This is a genomic window from Bradyrhizobium sp. T-1 (assembly GCF_053592855.1).
In genome coordinates, this window is the sequence record NZ_CM132115.1 from 3,479,248 (window position 1) to 3,498,891 (window position 19,644).

The following is a 19,644-nucleotide window of genomic DNA, read 5'->3' on the forward strand; positions in this document are numbered from 1 at the left end:
TTCCCGTGCGCCGAGTCTCCGGGTAAGACAGGCTCACAGGCGTGATCGGCGCCTGCCGGGCAGGCGACGACTGGAATGCGGTTCTTGAAATCTGACAGCAGGCTCATCGGGGTCCTGCTGGTGCTTGCAATCACCCAACTCATTGGATGGGGTACGATCGGCCTTCCGGCCGTGGTCGGCCGCGACCTCGGGGCCGACCTTGGCCTGAGCTTGCCGGCGGTGTTCGCCGGCAGTTCGGTGCTCTATGTCACCATGGGTCTGTGCGCCCCCTGGCTCGCCAAGGCCTTTGCGCGGCACGGCGCGCGCAGAGTGATGATGGTCGGCACTGTGGTTTCCGCGCCGGGCTACGTCGTTCTGTGTTTCGCGCGCGAGCCGATGCTCTATTTTGCCGGCTGGGTCATTCTCGGCATCGGCGGCAGCGCCACGCTGTCGACCGGCGCGTATATCATGCTCAACGAGGTGGCCGGACGGGGCGCCAAGAATGCCATCGGCGGGTTGATGCTCGTGACCGGACTCTCCAGCAGCATCTTCTGGCCGACCACGTCGTTCCTCAGTGATTGGCTCGGCTGGCGCGGGACCTGTCTCGTCTATGCGGCGATGATGCTCGCCATCAACCTTCCGCTCTATGCGTTTGTTGCGCCGCGCCGGAAAACTGCGACTGACGATCGTGGCGGAGCCGTCAAGGCTGCGCCGCCGCCTGCGATTCCAAAGAGCACCTTCGGTCTCGTCGTCTGCGTGATAACGATGAACGCCTTCGTCAATTTCGGCATTGGCGCCATTTTGATCGAGCTGTTGCGAGCGGAGGGCCTCGCGCCCGCGCAGGCCCTTGCCTTCGGCTCGATGCTGGGCGTGATCCAGGTCAGCGCCCGCGGTCTCGACTTCCTCGGTGGCGGCCGATGGGACGGGATCACGACCGGGCTCGTCGCAGGCACGGCGCTTCCCGTCGCCATGGTGCTGCTGATGCTGAGCGAGGGCGCGACCTGGGCGGTTGCGGTCTTCATCCTGCTCTACGGCGCCGGCAGCGGCGCGATGGCCGTCGCGCGGGCGACGATCCCGCTCGTCTTCTACGATCAGGCCGAATTCGCCAAGGCGATGTCGATGATCGCATTGCCGCTCAATCTGGCCTCTGCGATCTCGCCTCCGCTGCTGGCCGGCCTGCTCACCCAGTTCGGCAGCCGCGGCGCACTTGGGCTGACGCTGGTGTTTTCCTGCGCGACGGTGCTGATCCTGATCCTGCTCGGACGGCGTCGTCCGGGCGTTGTGGTCGCCCGTGCGGCCTGAGCGGTTATTCGCGATGCGGAAATTGGACGCCGGCGGCTGGTGAGAGATGGCCGTATTGCCCAGAGCGCAGTGCTCGGGCCGCCAATATGGTGTATCCGCAGGGAGCGCGGCCCGCGATCTCGCCGCTGCGCCAAAATCAGCTCTAAGACCCAGTTCCCTGGAGGAAATCGACATGTCGGCCCTGCCGCTCTCAGGCATCAAGATCCTTGACCTCACGCGTGTGCTCGCCGGGCCGTTGTCAGCCCAGATGCTGGGCGATCTCGGCGCCGAGGTGATCAAGATCGAGCGGCCCGGCACCGGAGACGATGCGCGCGCCTTCGGCCCGCCTTATCTGACCGATCCGGAGGGCAAGGCGAACAACAACAATTCGTTCTATCTTTGCGCCAACCGCAACAAGAAGTCGGTCACCGTCAACATTGCCAAGCCCGAAGGGCAGGCGATCATTCGCGAGTTGGCGAAAGACGCCGACGTCTTCATGGAGAACTACAAGGTCGGCGATCTCAAGCGCTACGGCCTCGACTACGAGACCATCAAGGCGATCAACCCCAGGATCATCTATTGCTCGGTGACCGGCTTCGGCCAGACCGGTCCCTACGCGCCGCGGGCCGGCTATGACGCCATCCTGCAGGCGATGGGCGGCCTGATGAGCGTCACCGGCCATATCGACGGCGAGCCCGGCGAAGGACCGATGAAGGTCGGCCCGTCCATCGTCGACTACATGACCGGCATGAACGCCTCGATCGGGCTTCTGTCGGCGCTCTATCATCGCGACGTCAATGGCGGGGAGGGCCAGCACATCGACGTCTGCCTGTTCGACACCGTCATCGCCTCGCTGTCGCACTGGCTGCAGATCTACCTCGTCAACGGCAAGACGCCGCCGCGCCGCGGCACCTGGGGCAATGGCGGCATGCCGGCCGGCGTGTTCCGCTGCACCGATGGCGAACTGATGCTGGTGGTCGGCAATGACGGCCAGTTCCAGCGCACCTGCGCCGTGCTCGGCCAGCCGGAACTCGCCAGTGACCCGCGCTTCGTCAAGAACAACGACCGCGTCGTGCACGGCAAGGAGATCATGGCGATCTTTGCCGGCCTGTTCCTGAAGCAGCCGGTGGCCTATTGGCTGGAGAAGCTGGAGGAGGCGGGCGTGCCCTCCGGTCCGATCAACAATTTCGAGCAGGTGTTTTCCGATCCGCACGTTCAGTCGCGCGGTATGCGGGTGAAGGTTGACCATCCCTTCGAACCCAATCTGTCGCTGATCCGGAACGCGCTGACCTTCTCGGAGACCCCGGTCAAGACCTACCGCGCACCGCCGCTGCTCGGCGAGCACACGCAGGAGATTCTTGGCGGCAAGCTCGGCTTTGATGCGGGGAAGATCGAGGAGCTGAAGAAGCAGGGGATCGTCTAGCCCTGTCTTCGCCCTCTCCTCGCAGGCGGGGCTGACACAACGAAGCCCGAACAGAGCCGGTTCACTGCGCATCGACTGGTGACGGAAGCATGACGATGATGCGGCCTTGTGTGGGGCTTGCGCACAATCCCCAGATAAACACGGTCCGTAGTCGCACAGGCTTTCGCTTCGCGCCCGACTCTGATTCGATCTCTCCACTGAGTTCGGGAGGGAAATGGATGTCCTACACGATCGGGTTCCAGGCGAAGGACCAGAAGGCAATTCTGGCGACAGAGGCGGCAACGGCCAACCAGGCGGTCGCCATCATTGCCGCGCTGCGGCAAAGTGCCGAGGAGATCAAGTTCATCCGCTCGCCGCAGGAAGGCGACATGGGCATCGAGATGCTGCTGCTACTGGCCAAGGAAGAGGCCGAGGAGATGCCGCAGCGGGGCTAGCCCCGCAACCACACTTCGAGCTTTGGCGAAGCATGCCGGCTGCTCCTCCAGCCGCCGGCGCGCATCTTCGTCTGCATCCCCGAATGGACCGGCCCGCCATCGGGTTCGCCTGCACCGCGATGGTTTGACGTTCAGCGCGCGTCGCGTGCGAGCGCGCGGGCCGGGGCCCTGGCCTCGGCCTTGCCCGCCCTCAGTGCCATCGTCGCGACGCTGACGACACGCGCGACCACGTCCTCGACGTCGTCGAGATCGCATTGGCCTTCCGACAACTTCGTCAGGCGTTCGCTTTCGCGGATGGTGTGGTGCGCCATCGCGAGCGCGAAGTTCAAGCCCCAGTAGATATCGACGTCGCTGCGATCGGGCAGGGCCCTTCGCATCGCGCCTGCGAATTTTCGCAGATGGTCGATCTCGCGGTTCTTGATGCGGCGGATCGGCGGCACGGATTCGATGGAGGCCCGGATCATGAAGCGCGCCGCGGTGGAGCGCTGGTTTTCCGGCCCCAGGCAGCCGCGCAGCGTCGGCCCCACCAGCGCGCGCAAGATCACCTCGATCGGCGCGCGGCCGCCGCCTTGCTCTTCGGCCGCTTTCAATTCGCGCAAACGCTCGCGGTTGGTCGCGATCGAGCGCGTGACAAATAATTCTGCGATCAGCTCGTCCTTCGAGCCGAAATGATAATTCACCGCGGCCAGATTGACGTTGGCCTCCGCGACGATGTCGCGCAGCGTGACGTCGCCGAAGCCGCGATCGGCGTAGAGCCGTTCGGCGGCGGCGAGAATGGCAGACCTCGTATGATCGCTGGCCATGGATGCCCTCAAGGCGGAGGGAGTTGCAATTCAAACACTTGTATGAAACTATCGTTTGAAGGCCGGAGAAAGTCAATCCGCAATCGCAACTCGTTCGCAACGCGTGCGGCGGTGTCGAGGGCGCGCAAGGCGCACGCATTCGCGTTTGCGGGCCGCGCAATGCGGGAGGACAGTCCGGCGCAAAACGAGATCGCAAAGAGAGAGAGACGAGGAGCGTCCCATGGATTTCGATATGTCGCCCAGGCAGAAGGAATGGCTCGACCGCGTGCAGTCCTTCATGGCCAAGCATGTGCGTCCGGCAGTGCCGATCTATAACGAGCAGGATCACAGCGGCGAGCGCTGGAAGGTGATCCCGATCCTCGAGGACCTCAAGAAGAAGGCGAAGGCCGAGGGCCTCTGGAACATGTTCATGCCGCCGAGCGAGCATGAGGATGACGAATTCCGCGGCGCGGGATTGAGCAACCTCGAATACGCGCTGCTGTCGGAAGAGATGGGCCGCATCACCTGGGCGTCCGAAGTCTTCAATTGTTCCGCGCCCGACACCGGCAACATGGAAGTGTTCATCCGCTACGGCTCCAAGGAGCAGAAGCGCAAATGGCTGCGTCCGTTGATGGACGGGGAGATCCGCTCCGCCTTCCTGATGACGGAACCGGCGGTGGCCTCGTCCGACGCCACCAACATCGAGACCCGCATCGAGAAGGACGGCGACCACTACGTCATCAACGGCCGCAAATGGTGGTCGTCCGGCGTCGGCGATCCCCGCTGCAAGATCGCGATCCTGATGGGCAAGACCGATTTCAATGCCGCCAAGCACCAGCAGCAGTCGCAGATCCTGGTTCCGCTCGACACGCCCGGCATCAAGGTCGAGAAGATGCTCCCGGTGTTCGGCTTCGACGACGCGCCGCACGGCCACGCCCAGGTACTGCTCGAGAACGTGCGCGTGCCGAAGGAGAACATCCTGCTCGGCGAAGGCCGCGGCTTCGAGATCGCGCAGGGACGCCTCGGACCGGGCCGTATTCACCACTGCATGCGCACCATCGGCAAGGCCGAGGAGGCATTGGAGAAGATGGTGAAGCGGCTCTCCTCGCGCACCGCCTTCGGCAAGAGGATCGTCGAACATTCGGTGTGGGAGCAGCGCATCGGTGAAGCCCGTACCAACATCGAGATGACGCGGCTGCTCTGCCTCAAGGCCGCCGACATGATGGACAAGGTCGGCAACAAGACCGCGCAGGCCGAGATCGCCATGATCAAGGTCGCAGCCCCCAACATGGCGCTGAAGATCATCGACGAAGCGATCCAGGCGTTTGGCGGCGCGGGCGTTTCGGACGACGCCGGCCTTGCCAAGGACTACGCTCACATCCGCACGCTGCGTCTCGCCGACGGTCCGGACGAGGTGCACAATCGCGCCATTGCAAGGCTCGAAGTTCGGAAGTATGCCAATTCTCCCAAGCATTGATGACGGCGGAGAGCGCGAGCGTGCTCTCCTCATCGTCATTCCGGGGCGATGCGCAAGCATCGAACCCGGAATCTCGAGATTCCGGGTTCGCGCTTTGCGCGCCCCGGAATGACGGACAAAGAAAAAAGAGGGAGCGTCATCGTGGCTGACGGCGTCAGGAAAGACGAAGAGTTCTCGGGCACCAAGCCGGTCGAGGAGCGTCATCGCTTCGACGAGCTGCGGCTCGAAGCGTGGATGCGCGACAACGTCGAAGGCTTCGAGGGTCCGCTGGTCGTGCTGCAGTTCAAGGGCGGCCAGTCCAACCCGACCTACCGGCTCAACACGCCGAAGCGCTCCTACGTGATGCGCAGAAAACCGTTCGGCAAATTGCTGCCCTCGGCGCATGCGGTCGATCGCGAATATCGCGTCATTGCAGCGCTTGGAAAGCAGGGGTTTCCGGTCGCGCACGCCTATGCGCTATGCCAGGACGACGGCATCATCGGCGCCGCCTTCTACATCATGTCGATGGAGGAGGGCCGCGTATTCTGGGATCCGACGCTGCCGAGCCAGGACAACGACGCGCGGCGCAAGATCTTCACCAGCAAGATCGAGACGCTGGCGAAGCTGCACATGTACGATCCCATCGCGATCGGCCTTGGTGATTTCGGCAAGCCCGGGAATTACTTCGCGCGCCAGATCGACCGCTGGACCAAGCAGTATCGGGCGTCCGAGACCCAGCACATTCCGGAATTCGAGAAGGTCGCCGAATGGCTGCCCAAGACTGTGCCGGAGCAGGCGCGCGTCTCGATCGTCCACGGCGACTACCGCCTCGACAACATGATTTTCCACGCGACGGAACCGCGCGTGCAGGCCGTGCTGGACTGGGAGCTGTCGACGCTCGGCGATCCCATGGCCGACTTCACTTATCTCCTGATGCAGTGGATCATGCCGGGCCTCGAAGGCGCCGACCTCAAGGCTCTCAACATCCCGAGCGTGGAGGAAGCCGCGCAGATCTATTGCAACGTCACCAAGATGACGGTGCCTGATCTCAATTGGTATTTTTCCTACAATCTGTTCCGTCTCGCCGGCATCACGCAGGGAATCGCCGGCCGCGTCCGCGACGGCACCGCCGCCAACGCCAAGGCGCTGGAATCCGCCAAGCGCACCGTGCCGCTGTCGAAGGCGTCATGGGACTACGCGCAGAAGGCGGGCGCGGTGTAGACGAGACAAGGGCGCGGCTGACAACCGCGCTTTTTCGTTGCTTCGCTTCTCGCAGACCAGGACAGCGCCGGCAGCTTGTTCAGCCACCGAGCTTGACCATATCTCCTTTGCACGGAGAACAATCATGGTCCAGCAACTGCGCATTTACGAGATTTTCGAGAAGAACAAGGCCGCATTCCACGCCCGCTTCCGCGATCACGCGGCCCGCATCATGCGAACCAGATACGGCTTCCAGATCGTGGCGATGTGGGAAACGAAATTCGGCGATCGGACAGAGTTCGCCTATTTGCTGGAGTGGCCAGACAAGGCGACCAAGACATCGGCGTGGACGGCTTTCATGGCTGACGCCGAGTGGAGCGAGATCAAGCGTGTGACCCACGCGGAGCACGGCCTGATGGTCGGCCAGATCGAGGATCGCCTGCTGGTGCCGGTGGACTATTCGCCGTCGCGCAGCCTGTCGCACGAATTCGCCTCGGAGCCGCGCGCATGATCGGTTACGCTACCCTTATCACCTATGTCCTGATCGTTCTCGGCTTCGTCTTCGTTCCTGGCCCGGCAACGTTGCTCACCATGGCGCGAGCGGCAAGCTCGGGAACGAGGGTCGGCATCGCCACCGGCGCTGGCATCGCTGCAGGTGACGTGATCCACACCAGCATGGCGATTGTCGGCCTGTCGGCGATCATCGCGACGTCGGCGCTGCTGTTCAGCATCGTCAAATATGTTGGCGCCGGCTTCCTGATCTATCTCGGCGTTCGCGCCATGATCGACAAGGCGCCGATCGCGCTGAACGGCGGTGCGCCGGCCATCAGCGCGCGCCGCGCCTTCCGGCAGGCTGTGCTGACCGAAGTGCTCAATCCGAAGACCGCGCTGTTCTTCCTCGCCTTCCTGCCGCAATTCGTGAGGCCGGAGCACGGTTCGATCACAGTGCAGCTTGCCATCCTCGGCATCGTCTTCGTTCTGCTCGGCCTGCTCAGCACCGTTGTCTTCGCCGTCGGCGCCGGCCGTCTCGGCAATCTCCTGCGCCGTCATCCGGCCGTGGTGAAATGGCAGGGCAAGGTGGTTGGCACCATTTATTGCGCAGTAGGCGTCCGGCTGGCGTTGCAGGAGCGCTAAGGCGCAGCGCGCTCCCGCAGCTCGGATTTGTAGGGCGGATTGGCGCAGCGCAGTCCGCCCTGCGATTTCAATTTTTCGCGCAATGCGAGATCAGTTTCGCCACAAACCCCGCGCATTTCTCCAACTCCGCCACCGCGACGAACTCATCCGGCGTGTGCGCCTGCGCGATCGAGCCAGGGCCGATCACGACCGAGGGGATATCGGCCATGCTGGCGAACAGGCTCGCTTCGGTGCCGAAGGCGACCTTGGCGTGGTCGTTGCGCCCCGCGAGCTGCTTTGCCAGCGTGACGATCGTCGCGTCAGCCGCGGTGTCGAGGGCGGGATAATCGAGGATCTCCTCGAAATCGATGCCGCATTCGGGGCTCTTCGCTTTCATCGCCGGCTCGAGCTCGGCCTTGGCCCAGGCGACGATCGCATCGGTCACCTCCTTGGACTCGGTGATGCCGATGCCGCGGCATTCGAAATCCACGGTGCAGGTGTCCGGCACGATGTTCAGCGCCGCGCCGCCATGCACGATGCTGGTCAGCAGCGTCGTGTGCGGCACGTCGTAGAGACTGTTGCGCTCGGCCTCGCCTGCGAGCTTCACCGCGCGGCGGCGGATCTCGGTGATCATCTCGGCGGCATATTCGATGGCGTTGACGCCATCGGGCGCGATCGAGGAGTGACGGGCGAGGCCGCGGAACGTCGCGCGCACGCCGTGCTTGCCCTTGTGGCCGATGATGACCTTCATCTCGGTCGGCTCGCCGATGAAAGCGCCGAGCGGCCTGACCTTTTTCTTCGCGACCTCGGCGAGCATCGGCCGCACGCCGACGCAGCCGATCTCCTCGTCATAGGAGATCGCCAGATGAATCGGCGTCGTCAGCTTCGCCTCGAGCATTTCCGGCACCATGGCGAGGCACACCGCGACGAACCCCTTCATGTCGGTGGTGCCGCGGCCGTAGAGCTTGCCGTCGCGTTCGACCAGCTTGAACGGATCATGGCTCCAGTCCTGACCGGCGACCGGCACGACATCGGTATGGCCCGACAGCACGAGACCGGGCTTGTCCTCCGGCCCGATCGTCACCCAGAGCGAGGCCTTCTGCCCCGTCTCGTCGGTGATGCGCTCGCCCTTGACGCCGAGGAAAGCGAGGTAGCTCTCGATATGCGCGATCAGAGGCAGATTGGTGCGATCGCTGATGGTGTCGAAGCCGACGAGATCGGCGAGGAGATGGCGGACGCGATCGGCGCGGGAACTCGGAAAGATCGGATTGGGCATTGTCACTTCTTGTCGGAGATTGCAGAGGCTGAGGTTGCTTGCATGAACCATACCAATGTGACGGTCTGTTGGGCAAATGAACTCCTGCTACGAGAGCTTGTGTTGCCTGACGGGCAAGATACCCAACATCTTCGTCAATCCGCACACCTAAAAATATTCCGCTTTACCGAAATTCGGAAACGGCGTATGCGTCGCGCAACCCGGCCCATGGAAGAGGGGCGTATCGCGATCGTCACGACGCGGGCCGGGCGGCGGTGGACGTGGTCACGTCGGCGCGAAGGGTTTTGCAGGGCGGGCGACCGTGAGCGAAACCATCGCGCACACGACCGGTGTGACTGCGTACGGCAAAATCGTGTGGTCCTGGCGCCCGGAGTCTGTGCGTCAAGTCTTGTGGTGATGCGTATGGCCCAACCGGGCCCTCATATCAGCCATCTGCAAGGCGACGGGGGCAATAGTGCATCGCTCCCCGGGGAGATCACGACATAAGCCGTCACCCCACTGCGCAGGGAAGGCCGGATGTTTCGGCTTCACCTGTATGCCGCTGTGCAGCCTCTTGTAGCGCAACCCAAGCACAGTGGACCGCGGGTGCCAGCCGGGCACCCGGCCTTCCCTGCGCCCTCTTTCAGTTGGGGGCGAAGCGACCAGGCAACGCTCGGGCGAAATGAGCCGCGAGGACGCGAAGGTGTGTCTATCGTTGAGCAAAGGTCTCGTGCCCCGGACGCAGCGCAGCGTCTCTTCGACGGTGCGCTGCAGAGCCGGGGCCCATCTATCAATATGCCGTGCGGCCTCCTGGGTCCCGGCTCCGCGCCGCACCGCTACGCGCTGCGTCGCGTCCGGGACACGAGAGAAGCGTCAAACCGGCTTTCCCGTATACGGCATCGACGCCGTGAGGCCGCCGTCCACCGGGAACGCCTGCCCATTCACATACGACGCCTCATCGCTTGCCAGGAACAAACCCATCGCGGCGAGCTCGTGCGGCTGGCCGGGGCGCTTCAGCGGATTGAGCTGGCCGATCTTGTCTTGGGTGCCGCGCTCCTTGGCGCGGTCGAAGATCGGCTTGGTCATGCCGGTCTCGATCAGGCCGGGGCAGACCGCGTTGATGCGCACGCCGGTGCCGGTGAGCGAGTAGGCCGTGGTCTGCACCAGGGAGATCACGCCGGCCTTGCTCGCGGCATAGGGATGTCCGCTCGCGCCGGCCTTGAGGCCAGCGACGGACGCGGTCAGCACGATCGCGCCGGACTGCTGCTTCACCATGTGCGGCATCGCATGCTTCACCGCGAGGAACGGTCCGATCAGATTGACGCGCAGCACTTCCTGCCATTGTTCCACAGTCTGCTCGCCGAGCGGAACGAGCCCGCCGGAGACGCCGGCGTTGGCCCAGATCACATCGAGCCGGCCGTGCGTCTTCACCGCCTTGTCGATGACGGCGGCAACGTCCGTCTCGGAGCCCGCGTCGGCGATCATCGCCTCCGCAACACCACCGGCCTTCTTGACCTCGTCTACGGTCTCCTTCACCGCTTCGGTGCGATCGACGGCGATCAGCTTGGCGCCTTCCCTGGTGAAGAGCAAGGCAGCCGCGCGGCCGATGCCGCTGCCTGCGCCGGTGATGATGACGGATTTGCCTTGCAGGCGGCCCATGCGTTTCTCCCTTTGGCACGCGCGCGGCGCTTGCCGCGCGACGGAATTTCAAACAGAATTTCAAACGGCAAAGTGTCTTGAGACACGTTCGCTACTCACGTACAGCGACATCACACGGGATGGAAGGGCTTCAATGGCAACCGCAGACAAGCCGAATGTGACCACGACGCGCTGGTGGTGGGTTCGTCATGCGCCGGTGCGCAACGACGGCGGCAATATCTACGGGCAGAGCGATCTCGCCTGCGACACCAGCGACACCTACGTGTTCAACGCTGTTGCCAAGGTGCTGCCGCGCAAGGCGGTCTGGTATTCGAGCAATCTGATGCGCACGCATCAGACGGCCGAGGCGATCTGGGAGGCGGGATTTCCAAGACCCGCTACGATGAAATGGGAAGCGGATCTCGCCGAACAGCATCTCGGCGAGTGGCAAGGCACGAGCCGCGCCGCGTTCCTCGCCAGCCGCCCACCGGGCTCAAGCTGGTTTGCCGACATCAACGTGCCAGCGCCCGGCGGTGAAAGTTTTATGGATCTCTACAATCGCACTCGCCGAACCATCGAGCGGATCAATGTCGAAGCCGCAGGGCAGGACGTGATCGCTGTCGCGCATGGCGGCACGATCAAGGCTGCGCTCGGTCTCGCGCTCGACGGCCAGCCGGAGCGGGGCCTGTCCTTCGACATCGACAATTGCTCGGTTACGCGGCTCGATTATTTCGAAGCGTCTGAGCGCAAGGTCTGGCGCCTGCCGATGGTCAATCAGCAGCCGTGGATCGCCGATGATGCGCACGCGGCGATGCATCAGCCGGCGGGGCCGGAAGTCAAGAAGCTCGCTTGAGCGAGCTGTCATTCCAGGACGGTCCGTAGGACCGGACGATGCTTCGCATCGCCACGTAACGACATTGAATACGAAGATCAATCGGGAGAGAAACATGACCTTGTTCGACATGAAGGGCAAAGTTGCCGTTATCACCGGCTCGACGCGCGGCATCGGGCTCGCGATCGCGGAGCGCATGGCCGAGCACGGCGCCAAGGTCGTGATCTCCTCGCGCAAGGCCGACGTGTGCGAAGAGGTGGCGAAGGGCATCAACGACAAGTTCGGGCACAGCACTGCGGTCGCGATCGCCGCCAACATCTCGTCGAAGGAAAATCTGCAAGATCTCGTCGACGAGAGCAATCGGGCCTTCGGCAAGATCGACGTGCTGGTCTGCAACGCCGCGTCGAACCCGTATTACGGTCCGCTCGCCGGCATCTCCGACGATCAGTTCAGGAAGATTCTGGACAACAATATCGTCGCCAACAACTGGCTGATCTCGATGGTGGTGCCGCAGATGATCGAGCGAAAGGATGGCTCGGTCATCATCGTCTCCTCGATCGGTGGCCTGAAGGGGTCGACCATCCTCGGCGCTTACGCAATTTCGAAAGCCGCCGACATGCAGCTCGCGCGCAACCTCGCCTGCGAATATGGCAAGCACAACATCCGCGTGAACTGCATCGCGCCCGGCCTGATCAAGACCGATTTTGCGAAAGCGCTGTGGGACAATCCGGAGAACCTGAAAGCCTCGACCGCGCGCTCGCCGCTCTTGCGCATCGGCATCCCCGACGAGATCGCAGGCGCAGCCGTGTTCCTGGGTTCGAAGGCCGGCGACTTCATGACCGGCCAGACCATGGTGATCGACGGCGGCGCGACGATTAGTTGAGGTGCTGCGCGGGAAGGATTACGCAGCCCGCCTAATAACGGGTGTCATCGCCCGCCCAAAGCAGGCGATCCAGTACGCCGCGGCGGAAGTTGTGTGAACGAACTGCCGCCGCGGAGTACCCGGTCAAGGCCGGGGCATGACACCGAAAATGTGGATGCAGCTACGCGTCTAAGCCTCAATCCACCGCCGCGTAAACCAGATCCCGCACCAAGGTCCGCGTAAAATCGCGTTGTCCCGGGCCCTGGCTCATGAACACCGCGACCAGATCCTCCTTCGGATCGATCCAGAAGAACGTGCCGGCGATGCCGCTCCAGAAATAGGTGCCGACGCTGCCGAGGAAGGGCGCGATACCGGCGTCGCGGCGCACGGCGAAGCCGAGACCGAAGCCGTGGCCGGGCGATAGCAGCGTGCCGTTGGTCATAACGTGCGGCCCGAGGTGATCGGACGCCATCAGCTCCAGTGTCTTGCGGCCGATGATCCTGTTGCCGTCGAGCGTGCCGCCGTTGCGCAGCATCAGCGCGAAGCGGGCATAGTCCATCGTGGTCGAGACCAGACCGCCGCCGCCGGACTCCATCACCGGCTGCTCGAGCATGTTGAACAGCGCGACCTTGTCGCCGGTCCAGGGATCGACTTCGAACGGCTGGGCGAGCCTGTTGGCGTTGGCCTCGGAGGTCGAGAAGCCGGTCTCGGTCATCTGCAGCGGCGCGAGGATGCGCTCGGCGAGGAACTCGCCGAGCGACTTGCCGCTGATGACCTCGATGATGCGTCCGAGAATGTCGGTCGAGCGGCTGTAGTTGAATTCGTCGCCAGGGTGGCAGACCAGCGGGAAACTCGCCACCAGTGCGGCGTGCTCGGCGTTGGTGATCTTGCGGCTGCGGACGCGGGAGTCCTGATAGATCTCGTGCACGGGGCCGCTGCCCTGGTGCTCATACGTCAAACCGGACGTGTGGCGGAGCAGGTCCTGCACCGTCATCGGCCGCTTCGGGGGAACCAGTTCGAGCTTGCCGCCACTGACGAGACCGACTTTCTGGTCGGCGAACTCGGGGATGAACTTGGCGACGGGATCGCCGAGAAGGAGGTGGCCGTCCTCGACCAGCGCCATGGTGCCGACCGAGACGATCGGCTTGGTCATCGAGAAGAGCCGGAAGATCGAATCAAGTGCCATCGGCGTCGCGCCCGCGGGGCTCTGCCTGCCGAGCGCCTCGAACCAGCCGACCTGGCCGCGCCGGGCGATCAGCACGGTGACGCCGGGGACGGTTCCCTTGTCGATCTCGCGCTTGAACGCATCCGACATCGCCTGCAGGCGGGGGCGCGACAAGCCCAGCGTTTCCGGCTTGGCCTCGGGGAGGGGCGGGGTTTTCGACGCGGTTGCGGCTTGGGCGGCTGCGGCAGTCATGGGCACTCCCGGTTGTTCTTGATTATCGGGAACGGAGAGTGGCCCAGAAGCAGCAGTACGAACAAGCGAAGCCAGCGCGCTTCACCCCTGCAATCCGTCCTTGCAATCGGGCCGTCCCCTGTGCTTGAAAGCGCCCTGACTCGTGGCGACGCGGGTCCGTAGGAGTGTAGCTCAATTGGTAGAGCACCGGTCTCCAAAACCGGGGGTCGCAGGTTCGAGCCCTGCCACTCCTGCCAGCGTCGCTTTATCCCATTGATTTAATACCAGCATTGTTGGTGCGACGATCCTCGTTGCGCCCTGCGCGAGACGTTGCGGTGGTCGCCGCGAGCGGAGGGACCACGAAACCATTCCTGCGCGCGGGCGACATGATCCCGAAACAGAGGCCTTCAACAATCGCGGGGGTCGCTAGGGGGTGATCATGAAACGGATCCTGCAAATTCGCCGATTGTAGACCCCTGAAGCGCGGCCTTAGCTCGCGGCGGGCATGAAGGTATCGACGTAACCCTTCCGTTCCTTTTCAACAACGAATGATTTCGGAGGTTCAAATGAAGCTTGGTATTTGGCTATTCGCTCTTGCCATGGTGCTCGGAACCAAGGCGAATGCCGCTGCGACGATCTACGGAAATTATTACGACGAGACGACGTTTGTCAGTTGCGACGTCAATACAGGCTGCCGGGCTTCGTTCTCTCAGACACCGCCCGATAAGCTACTCGAGATCACCAATGTCGCCTGTTACGGCAACTCCGACAAACAGCTTGTGCAATTATTGCTGCAGGTTTCGACCACGGCTGGTGGCTTTGGGTTACAGCGTCGACTTCCTTTGTATTTGCCCCTTCCCTACGTATACAATTCCCTCAACATTGTTTTCTCAACGAACCATCCGGTCCGCTTCCTCGTGGGACAGGGGAGATTTCCCTTCATACAATTTGCGGCGTTCGACAATTTCTCCGTCACAGGCGGCACCTGCCATATCGTCGGGAATCTCATAGCTCCGATCCAGTAGTCGTCAAACGCGCCTGCACCCAGCACCGCGCCGGCCTTGGCGGCTGGCGCCGGTGAGGCACCCGGATTCGAGCGGCGGGTTCGACGCTCGTCTGGTGCTTCATCCGGGGCGGATAAGCCCTTGATCCGGATCGGCTCTCGCGGGGGTACCGCGGAGCCGGGCGGTTCAGGGGCCGGTTGCCCGCACCTTGACCTTTGGCCCCATCCGCAGTAGATACCCGGCACTCGCAGCCGGCCCGTTAGACGCGGATTTCCGGCGCGGCTTTGAAATCCCCCGAACATCAGAGCCCGGTTTTCCGGCTCATCCTTCGAGACAGAGGGTTGGGCCACAGGCGGCTGTTCGGATCCCTGAAATCTTTATTGGCGTCGCAAACGATGGCAGTCAGCCCGTTCAAGTTCTTGCAGGAAGTGCGCTCGGAGACCGCCAAGGTCACCTGGCCGACCCGTCGTGAGACCACGATCACCACCATCATGGTGTTCGTGATGGTCGCCGTGGCCTCGATCTTCTTCTTCGCCGCCGACCAGATCATCCGCTACCTCATCACCTTCCTTTTGGGCATTCACTGATGGCTACAGCAACGGCTCAACTGTCCGACAAGCGCTGGTACATCGTCCACGCCTATTCGAACTTCGAGAAGAAGGTCGCCGAATCGATCCGCGAGCAGGCCAAGCAGCGTGGGCTCGAGGAGCTGTTCGAGCTGGTGCTGGTTCCGACCGAGAAGGTCACGGAGGTGCGCCGCGGCCGCAAGATCGACGCCGAGCGCAAGTTCTTCCCGGGCTACGTGCTGGTGAAGATGAAGCTGACCGACGAGGCGTTTCATCTGATCAAGAACACGCCGAAGGTCACGGGCTTCCTCGGTGCCGAGAACAAACCGATGCCGATCTCGGAGTCCGAGGCCATGCGCATCCTGCACCAGGTGCAGGAGGGCGTGGAACGGCCGAAGGCGTCGGTGTCGTTTGAGATTGGCGAGAACGTGCGCGTGGCTGACGGCCCGTTCGCCTCGTTCTCGGGTGTGGTCGAGGAAATCGACGAAGCGCGCTCGCGCGTGAAGGTCGCGGTGTCGATCTTCGGCCGCGCAACGCCGGTCGAGTTGGAATTCGGTCAGGTCGAAAAGGTCTGACCGGGTCACGCGGGAGGCCGATGAGGCTTCCGGCAAAGAGAGGCCGTGGGAGGGAGAGGGCGGTTGCCAGCCGCATCCGACCCAGACCACGAACCTGAAACCGCCGGCCTTAGCCGGCACAACAGGAGTGATACATGGCAAAGAAAGTGACCGGATACCTGAAGCTTCAGGTCCCGGCCGGTGCGGCGAATCCCTCGCCCCCGATCGGTCCCGCGCTCGGTCAGCGCGGTCTCAACATCATGGAGTTCTGCAAGGCGTTCAACGCCCAGACCCAGAAGGAAGAGAAGAACACCCCGATCCCGGTGATCATCACCATCTATGCGGACCGTTCCTTCACCTTCGAGATGAAGACCCCGCCGATGTCCTTCTTCCTCAAGCAGGCTGCCAAGATCCAGTCCGGCTCGAAGGCGCCGGGCCGTGACAAGGCCGGCAAGGTGACCAAGGCGCAAGTGCGCGAGATCGCCGAGAAGAAGATGAAGGATCTCAATTGCGACACCATCGAATCGGCCATGAAGATGGTCGAGGGCTCCGCTCGCTCGATGGGTCTGGAAGTTGCGGGGTAAGCGGTCATGGCAATCGGAAAGCGTTTGAACAAAGCCCGCGAAGGTGTTGACCGCGAAAAGCTTTACCCGCTCGCGGACGCCATCAAGATGGTCAAGGAACGCGCGAAAGCGAAGTTCGACGAGACCATCGAGGTCGCGATCAATCTCGGCGTCGACCCGCGTCACGCCGACCAGATGGTCCGCGGCGTCGTGACCCTGCCGAACGGTACCGGCCGTACGCTGCGCGTCGGCGTGTTCGCCCGTGGCGCCAAGGCTGACGAAGCCAAGGCCGCAGGTGCCGACGTCGTCGGCGCCGAAGACCTAGTCGAGAAGGTGCAGAACGGCGCGATCGATTTCGACCGCTGCATCGCCACCCCCGACATGATGCCGCTGGTCGGCCGTCTCGGTAAGGTGCTCGGTCCGCGCGGCTTGATGCCGAACCCGAAGATCGGCACCGTGACCATGGACGTCACCGGTGCGGTGAAGGGTGCCAAGGGCGGCTCGGTCGAGTTCCGCGTCGAGAAGGCCGGCATCCTGCAGGCCGGCGTCGGCAAGGCCTCATTCTCCGAGGAGAAGCTGGTCGAGAACATCAAGGCTCTCGCCGATGCTGTCTCGAAGGCGAAGCCGGCCGGCTCCAAGGGCACCTACATCCAGCGCGTTGCGGTGTCTTCGACGATGGGCCCGGGCGTGAAGGTCGAGCCGGGCACCATTCTCGGCTAAGTCTGGAAATTGCATGAGGTGAGGGGCGGAATCGGGCAACCGGTTCCGCCCCTCGTCGTTTGTGGGCGGCACTCACCGGAAACACGAACAATGGCTGACAAGATCCTGATCTATTCGCGCTTTCCCAAGACGATGATGGCGCGCTTCGCCGAGCGGTTCGAACTGCTCGACACCGGTGGCAAGCCCGCGCGCGAGGTGTTTTCGGCGGACGAGCTCGGCGATATCCGCGCCATGCTGACGGCCGGCAGCTCGCCACTCGGTGCGGAGGCGATGGACCTGTTTCCGAAGCTCGGGGCAATCGTCTGCTATGGCACCGGCTATGACGGCGTCGACCTGAAGGCGGCCGCGGCCCGCAACATCGCGGTCGGCCATAGCCCCGGCGCCAACGCGACCTCGGTCGCCGATATCGCGATGACCCTGATGCTGGCGGCGACGCGGCGGATCCTGGTCGCCGACCAATATGTCCGCAGCGGCGATTGGGCGGCGTCAAAGCAATCGCCGATGATGCGCCCGCAGGCCGGCATGCCCGGCCGCCGCATCGGCGTTTACGGCATGGGCGAGATCGGCCGCAAGATCGCGGCGCGCTGCGCCGCTTTCGAGAGCGAGGTCGGCTATTTCAGCCGCAGAAAATACGATCTGCCCTATCAGTATTTCCCGACCCTCGAGGCACTCGCCGACTGGTGCAGCGTGCTGATGATCGCGGTCCGGGCAGGGGCCGAGACCCAGCATGTAGTCAACGCCGACATCCTCAAGCGCCTTGGCGCGGACGGGTATGTCGTCAACATCGCGCGCGGCTCGGTGGTCGACGAGAAAGCCCTGGTCGCAGCGCTCATCGACAAAACCATCGCCGGCGCTGGCCTGGATGTCTACGAGAAGGAACCGCATGCTCCCGACGCGCTGACGGGGCTGCCGAACGTGGTCTTCGCCCCCCATCTCGGCGGCCACACCCTCGAATCGCACGTTGCCATGCAGAGCTGCGTGCTGGCCAACCTGACCGCGTTTTTCGCGGGAAGGTCGCTGCCTTACGGGGTCAAATTGGCCTGAATCGGCCCTTGTCGGGCCACCTCAAGCCCGGCCGGCAACGGATTGGAACTGGTGTGAATTTTGCTCTTGGCAAGCCGGCAGAGAGCGGTTAAAGAACCGCCTCCGGACGTGCCGGCCTTGGCTGGCGCGTCCGTGCACGCATTCCGAAAACCCGACACGCAGGAGATCATTCCTTCTCAGGACGTCCGCAAGGATTTGCCCGAAAAGGAAGGAAAATCCATCGGTCGGCTGGGGTGCGGGCAGAGGTCAGGCGGTTCGCCGGCTGGCCTTGTCCTGTCCAAGACTGCAGGCGCCCGCGGGAAGCTTCGATTTCCCAAAGGCTTAATCGCATGGCCTGCATAGACGGGTGAAGACCGGATTTCACTTCGCCTTCCACCTTAAGGGGTGGTTGCGGAACGGGTCTGGTTCGGACCTCGACACGCCGTGGGCCCCAACGGGTTCCCGGAGGGCAGGCTTTGAATTGTCGTCTTGCCCGGCGTGTCCGATGGGTTTTGGCCCTGAGGTTCAGGTTTGGGTGGGACGATGGGTGCAACCCGGCGGTCCCGCTTTTCGCGATGACCGCCAACCGGAAAGAGCTTGCTGTGGAACGAGCGGCAAAAAAGGAAGCGGTCGAACAGCTCAACGGGGTCTTCAAGACCACGAGCGTCGCGGTCGTTGCTCAATATTCCGGCCTTACCGTCGCCCAGATGCAGAAGCTGCGCCAGCAGATGAAGCAGGCGGGTGCCTCGGTAAAGGTCTCGAAGAACCGTCTCGCCAAAATTGCTCTTGAAGGCACTGACGTCGTTGCCATCGGCCCCATGCTGAAGGGACCGACCGTGATCGCCACTTCGAACGATCCGGTAGCGGCGCCAAAGGTCGCCATCGAATTCGCCAAGGCGAACGAAAAGTTCGTCATCGTCGGCGGCTCGATGGGGAAGACCGTCCTGAATGTCGACGGCGTGAAGGCGCTTGCCTCGCTGCCGTCGCTTGATGAACTGCGCGGCAAGATCGTCGGCCTGCTTGTGGCCCCGGCGACCAAGCTCGCTCAGCTCGCCAACGCGCCCGCGGGCAAGCTCGCGCGCGTCATCCAGGCTCATGCCTCAAAGGGCGAAGCGGCCTGACGCCCTTCGCAAAACTCAAACCCGAACCAGACTTACACTCAAGGAAACTGAACAATGGCTGACTTGCAGAAGATCGTTGACGACCTCTCGAGCCTCACCGTGCTCGAGGCTGCCGAACTCGCGAAGCTCCTCGAAGAGAAGTGGGGCGTTTCGGCTGCCGCGGCTGTCGCCGTGGCCGGCCCGGCCGCTGGCGGTGGCGCTGCTGCCCCGGCGGAAGAGAAGACCGAGTTCACGGTCGTTCTCGCCTCGGCTGGCGACAAGAAGATCGAGGTCATCAAGGAAGTCCGCGCCATCACCGGCCTGGGCCTGAAGGAAGCAAAGGACCTCGTCGAGGGCGCGCCGAAGCCTGTCAAGGAAGGCGTGAACAAGGAAGAGGCCGACAAGATCAAGGTGCAGCTCGAGAAGGCTGGCGCCAAGGTCGAGCTCAAGTAAGCAACGCTTA

General features: G+C 63.3%; 21 protein-coding genes and 1 tRNA gene. 18 read left to right on the top strand and 4 right to left on the bottom strand.

What is annotated here, in order from left to right:
• Window positions 1-75 precede the first annotated feature (75 nt).
• From ACWAT4_RS16625 to ACWAT4_RS16635, 3 genes are all read left to right on the top strand, one after another.
• The gene (locus tag ACWAT4_RS16625; RefSeq protein WP_212425079.1) at window positions 76-1,281 is read left to right on the top strand and encodes an MFS transporter; all 1,206 of its coding nucleotides are present in this window, start codon (window positions 76-78) and stop codon (window positions 1,279-1,281) included.
• A 172-nt stretch (window positions 1,282-1,453) separates the two neighbouring features.
• The gene (locus tag ACWAT4_RS16630; RefSeq protein WP_449730941.1) at window positions 1,454-2,683 is read left to right on the top strand and encodes a CaiB/BaiF CoA transferase family protein; all 1,230 of its coding nucleotides are present in this window, start codon (window positions 1,454-1,456) and stop codon (window positions 2,681-2,683) included.
• A gap of 218 nt (window positions 2,684-2,901) precedes the next feature.
• On the top strand, window positions 2,902-3,117 hold the full coding sequence (locus tag ACWAT4_RS16635; RefSeq protein WP_128966853.1) for a hypothetical protein: 216 nt from the start codon (window positions 2,902-2,904) through the stop codon (window positions 3,115-3,117).
• A 131-nt stretch (window positions 3,118-3,248) separates the two neighbouring features.
• Here the strand turns inward: ACWAT4_RS16635 and ACWAT4_RS16640 are convergent, their stop codons facing one another.
• Window positions 3,249-3,920 (bottom strand): TetR/AcrR family transcriptional regulator, encoded by a 672-nt coding sequence (locus ACWAT4_RS16640; RefSeq protein WP_449730942.1) that lies wholly within the window; start codon window positions 3,918-3,920, stop codon window positions 3,249-3,251.
• A gap of 220 nt (window positions 3,921-4,140) precedes the next feature.
• Between ACWAT4_RS16640 and ACWAT4_RS16645 the strand changes: the two genes are divergently transcribed.
• The 4 genes from ACWAT4_RS16645 (at window position 4,141) to ACWAT4_RS16660 (ending at window position 7,689) form a co-directional block, all read left to right on the top strand.
• Window positions 4,141-5,376, top strand: coding sequence for an acyl-CoA dehydrogenase family protein (locus tag ACWAT4_RS16645; RefSeq protein WP_212301618.1), 1,236 nt, complete (start codon window positions 4,141-4,143; stop codon window positions 5,374-5,376).
• Window positions 5,377-5,517: 141 nt separating this feature from the next.
• The gene (locus ACWAT4_RS16650) at window positions 5,518-6,576 is read left to right on the top strand and encodes a phosphotransferase family protein (protein WP_212425076.1); all 1,059 of its coding nucleotides are present in this window, start codon (window positions 5,518-5,520) and stop codon (window positions 6,574-6,576) included.
• 124 nt (window positions 6,577-6,700) lie between these two features.
• Window positions 6,701-7,066 carry an NIPSNAP family protein gene (locus tag ACWAT4_RS16655; protein WP_449730943.1) on the top strand — a complete coding sequence of 122 codons (366 nt, stop codon included), beginning with the start codon at window positions 6,701-6,703 and terminating at the stop codon, window positions 7,064-7,066.
• Window positions 7,063-7,689, top strand: coding sequence for a LysE family translocator (locus ACWAT4_RS16660; RefSeq protein ID WP_212425074.1), 627 nt, complete (start codon window positions 7,063-7,065; stop codon window positions 7,687-7,689). Before ACWAT4_RS16655 ends, ACWAT4_RS16660 begins: the two co-directional genes overlap by 4 nt.
• 67 nt (window positions 7,690-7,756) lie before the next feature.
• On the opposite strand, the gene argE is transcribed toward ACWAT4_RS16660, so the two are convergent.
• Together argE and ACWAT4_RS16670 are read right to left on the bottom strand one after the other, a co-directional pair.
• Window positions 7,757-8,944, bottom strand: coding sequence for an acetylornithine deacetylase (argE, locus tag ACWAT4_RS16665; protein ID WP_449730944.1), 1,188 nt, complete (start codon window positions 8,942-8,944; stop codon window positions 7,757-7,759).
• An 852-nt stretch (window positions 8,945-9,796) separates the two neighbouring features.
• Window positions 9,797-10,582 (bottom strand): SDR family NAD(P)-dependent oxidoreductase, encoded by a 786-nt coding sequence (locus ACWAT4_RS16670; protein ID WP_212301613.1) that lies wholly within the window; start codon window positions 10,580-10,582, stop codon window positions 9,797-9,799.
• A 133-nt stretch (window positions 10,583-10,715) separates the two neighbouring features.
• Here ACWAT4_RS16670 and ACWAT4_RS16675 point away from each other — a divergent pair, with 133 nt between their 5' ends.
• Together ACWAT4_RS16675 and ACWAT4_RS16680 are read left to right on the top strand one after the other, a co-directional pair.
• Complete coding sequence (locus ACWAT4_RS16675; RefSeq protein WP_212301612.1) at window positions 10,716-11,414, top strand: histidine phosphatase family protein; 699 nt, start codon at window positions 10,716-10,718, stop codon at window positions 11,412-11,414.
• A gap of 94 nt (window positions 11,415-11,508) precedes the next feature.
• Window positions 11,509-12,276, top strand: coding sequence for an SDR family NAD(P)-dependent oxidoreductase (locus ACWAT4_RS16680; protein WP_212301611.1), 768 nt, complete (start codon window positions 11,509-11,511; stop codon window positions 12,274-12,276).
• Window positions 12,277-12,451: 175 nt separating this feature from the next.
• On the opposite strand, the gene ACWAT4_RS16685 is transcribed toward ACWAT4_RS16680, so the two are convergent.
• Entirely contained in the window at window positions 12,452-13,672 is a 1,221-nt protein-coding gene (locus tag ACWAT4_RS16685) for a serine hydrolase domain-containing protein (RefSeq protein ID WP_449730945.1), read from the bottom strand.
• Between the two features lie 160 nt (window positions 13,673-13,832).
• Here ACWAT4_RS16685 and ACWAT4_RS16690 point away from each other — a divergent pair.
• The 9 genes from ACWAT4_RS16690 (at window position 13,833) to rplL (ending at window position 19,634) form a co-directional block, all read left to right on the top strand.
• Window positions 13,833-13,908, top strand: a tRNA-Trp gene (locus ACWAT4_RS16690).
• A 309-nt stretch (window positions 13,909-14,217) separates the two neighbouring features.
• Window positions 14,218-14,676, top strand: a complete 459-nt coding sequence (locus ACWAT4_RS16695; protein ID WP_212425069.1) for a hypothetical protein — start codon at window positions 14,218-14,220, stop codon at window positions 14,674-14,676.
• Window positions 14,677-15,050: 374 nt separating this feature from the next.
• Window positions 15,051-15,242, top strand: a complete 192-nt coding sequence (gene secE, locus ACWAT4_RS16700; protein ID WP_007611620.1) for a preprotein translocase subunit SecE — start codon at window positions 15,051-15,053, stop codon at window positions 15,240-15,242.
• Complete coding sequence (nusG, locus tag ACWAT4_RS16705) at window positions 15,242-15,796, top strand: transcription termination/antitermination protein NusG (RefSeq protein ID WP_008136441.1); 555 nt, start codon at window positions 15,242-15,244, stop codon at window positions 15,794-15,796. Before secE ends, nusG begins: the two co-directional genes overlap by 1 nt.
• A gap of 134 nt (window positions 15,797-15,930) precedes the next feature.
• Entirely contained in the window at window positions 15,931-16,359 is a 429-nt protein-coding gene (gene rplK / locus ACWAT4_RS16710) for a 50S ribosomal protein L11 (RefSeq protein ID WP_027554142.1), read from the top strand.
• A gap of 6 nt (window positions 16,360-16,365) precedes the next feature.
• On the top strand, window positions 16,366-17,058 hold the full coding sequence (gene rplA / locus ACWAT4_RS16715) for a 50S ribosomal protein L1 (protein ID WP_063682741.1): 693 nt from the start codon (window positions 16,366-16,368) through the stop codon (window positions 17,056-17,058).
• Window positions 17,059-17,148: 90 nt separating this feature from the next.
• Window positions 17,149-18,102 (top strand): 2-hydroxyacid dehydrogenase, encoded by a 954-nt coding sequence (locus ACWAT4_RS16720; protein WP_449730946.1) that lies wholly within the window; start codon window positions 17,149-17,151, stop codon window positions 18,100-18,102.
• 581 nt (window positions 18,103-18,683) lie between these two features.
• Window positions 18,684-19,202: a 50S ribosomal protein L10 gene (gene rplJ, locus ACWAT4_RS16725; protein ID WP_092192758.1), complete on the top strand. Its 519-nt coding sequence runs from the start codon at window positions 18,684-18,686 to the stop codon at window positions 19,200-19,202.
• A 54-nt stretch (window positions 19,203-19,256) separates the two neighbouring features.
• Window positions 19,257-19,634 carry a 50S ribosomal protein L7/L12 gene (gene rplL / locus ACWAT4_RS16730; protein WP_212301607.1) on the top strand — a complete coding sequence of 126 codons (378 nt, stop codon included), beginning with the start codon at window positions 19,257-19,259 and terminating at the stop codon, window positions 19,632-19,634.
• The last annotated feature ends 10 nt before the right edge of the window (window positions 19,635-19,644 follow it).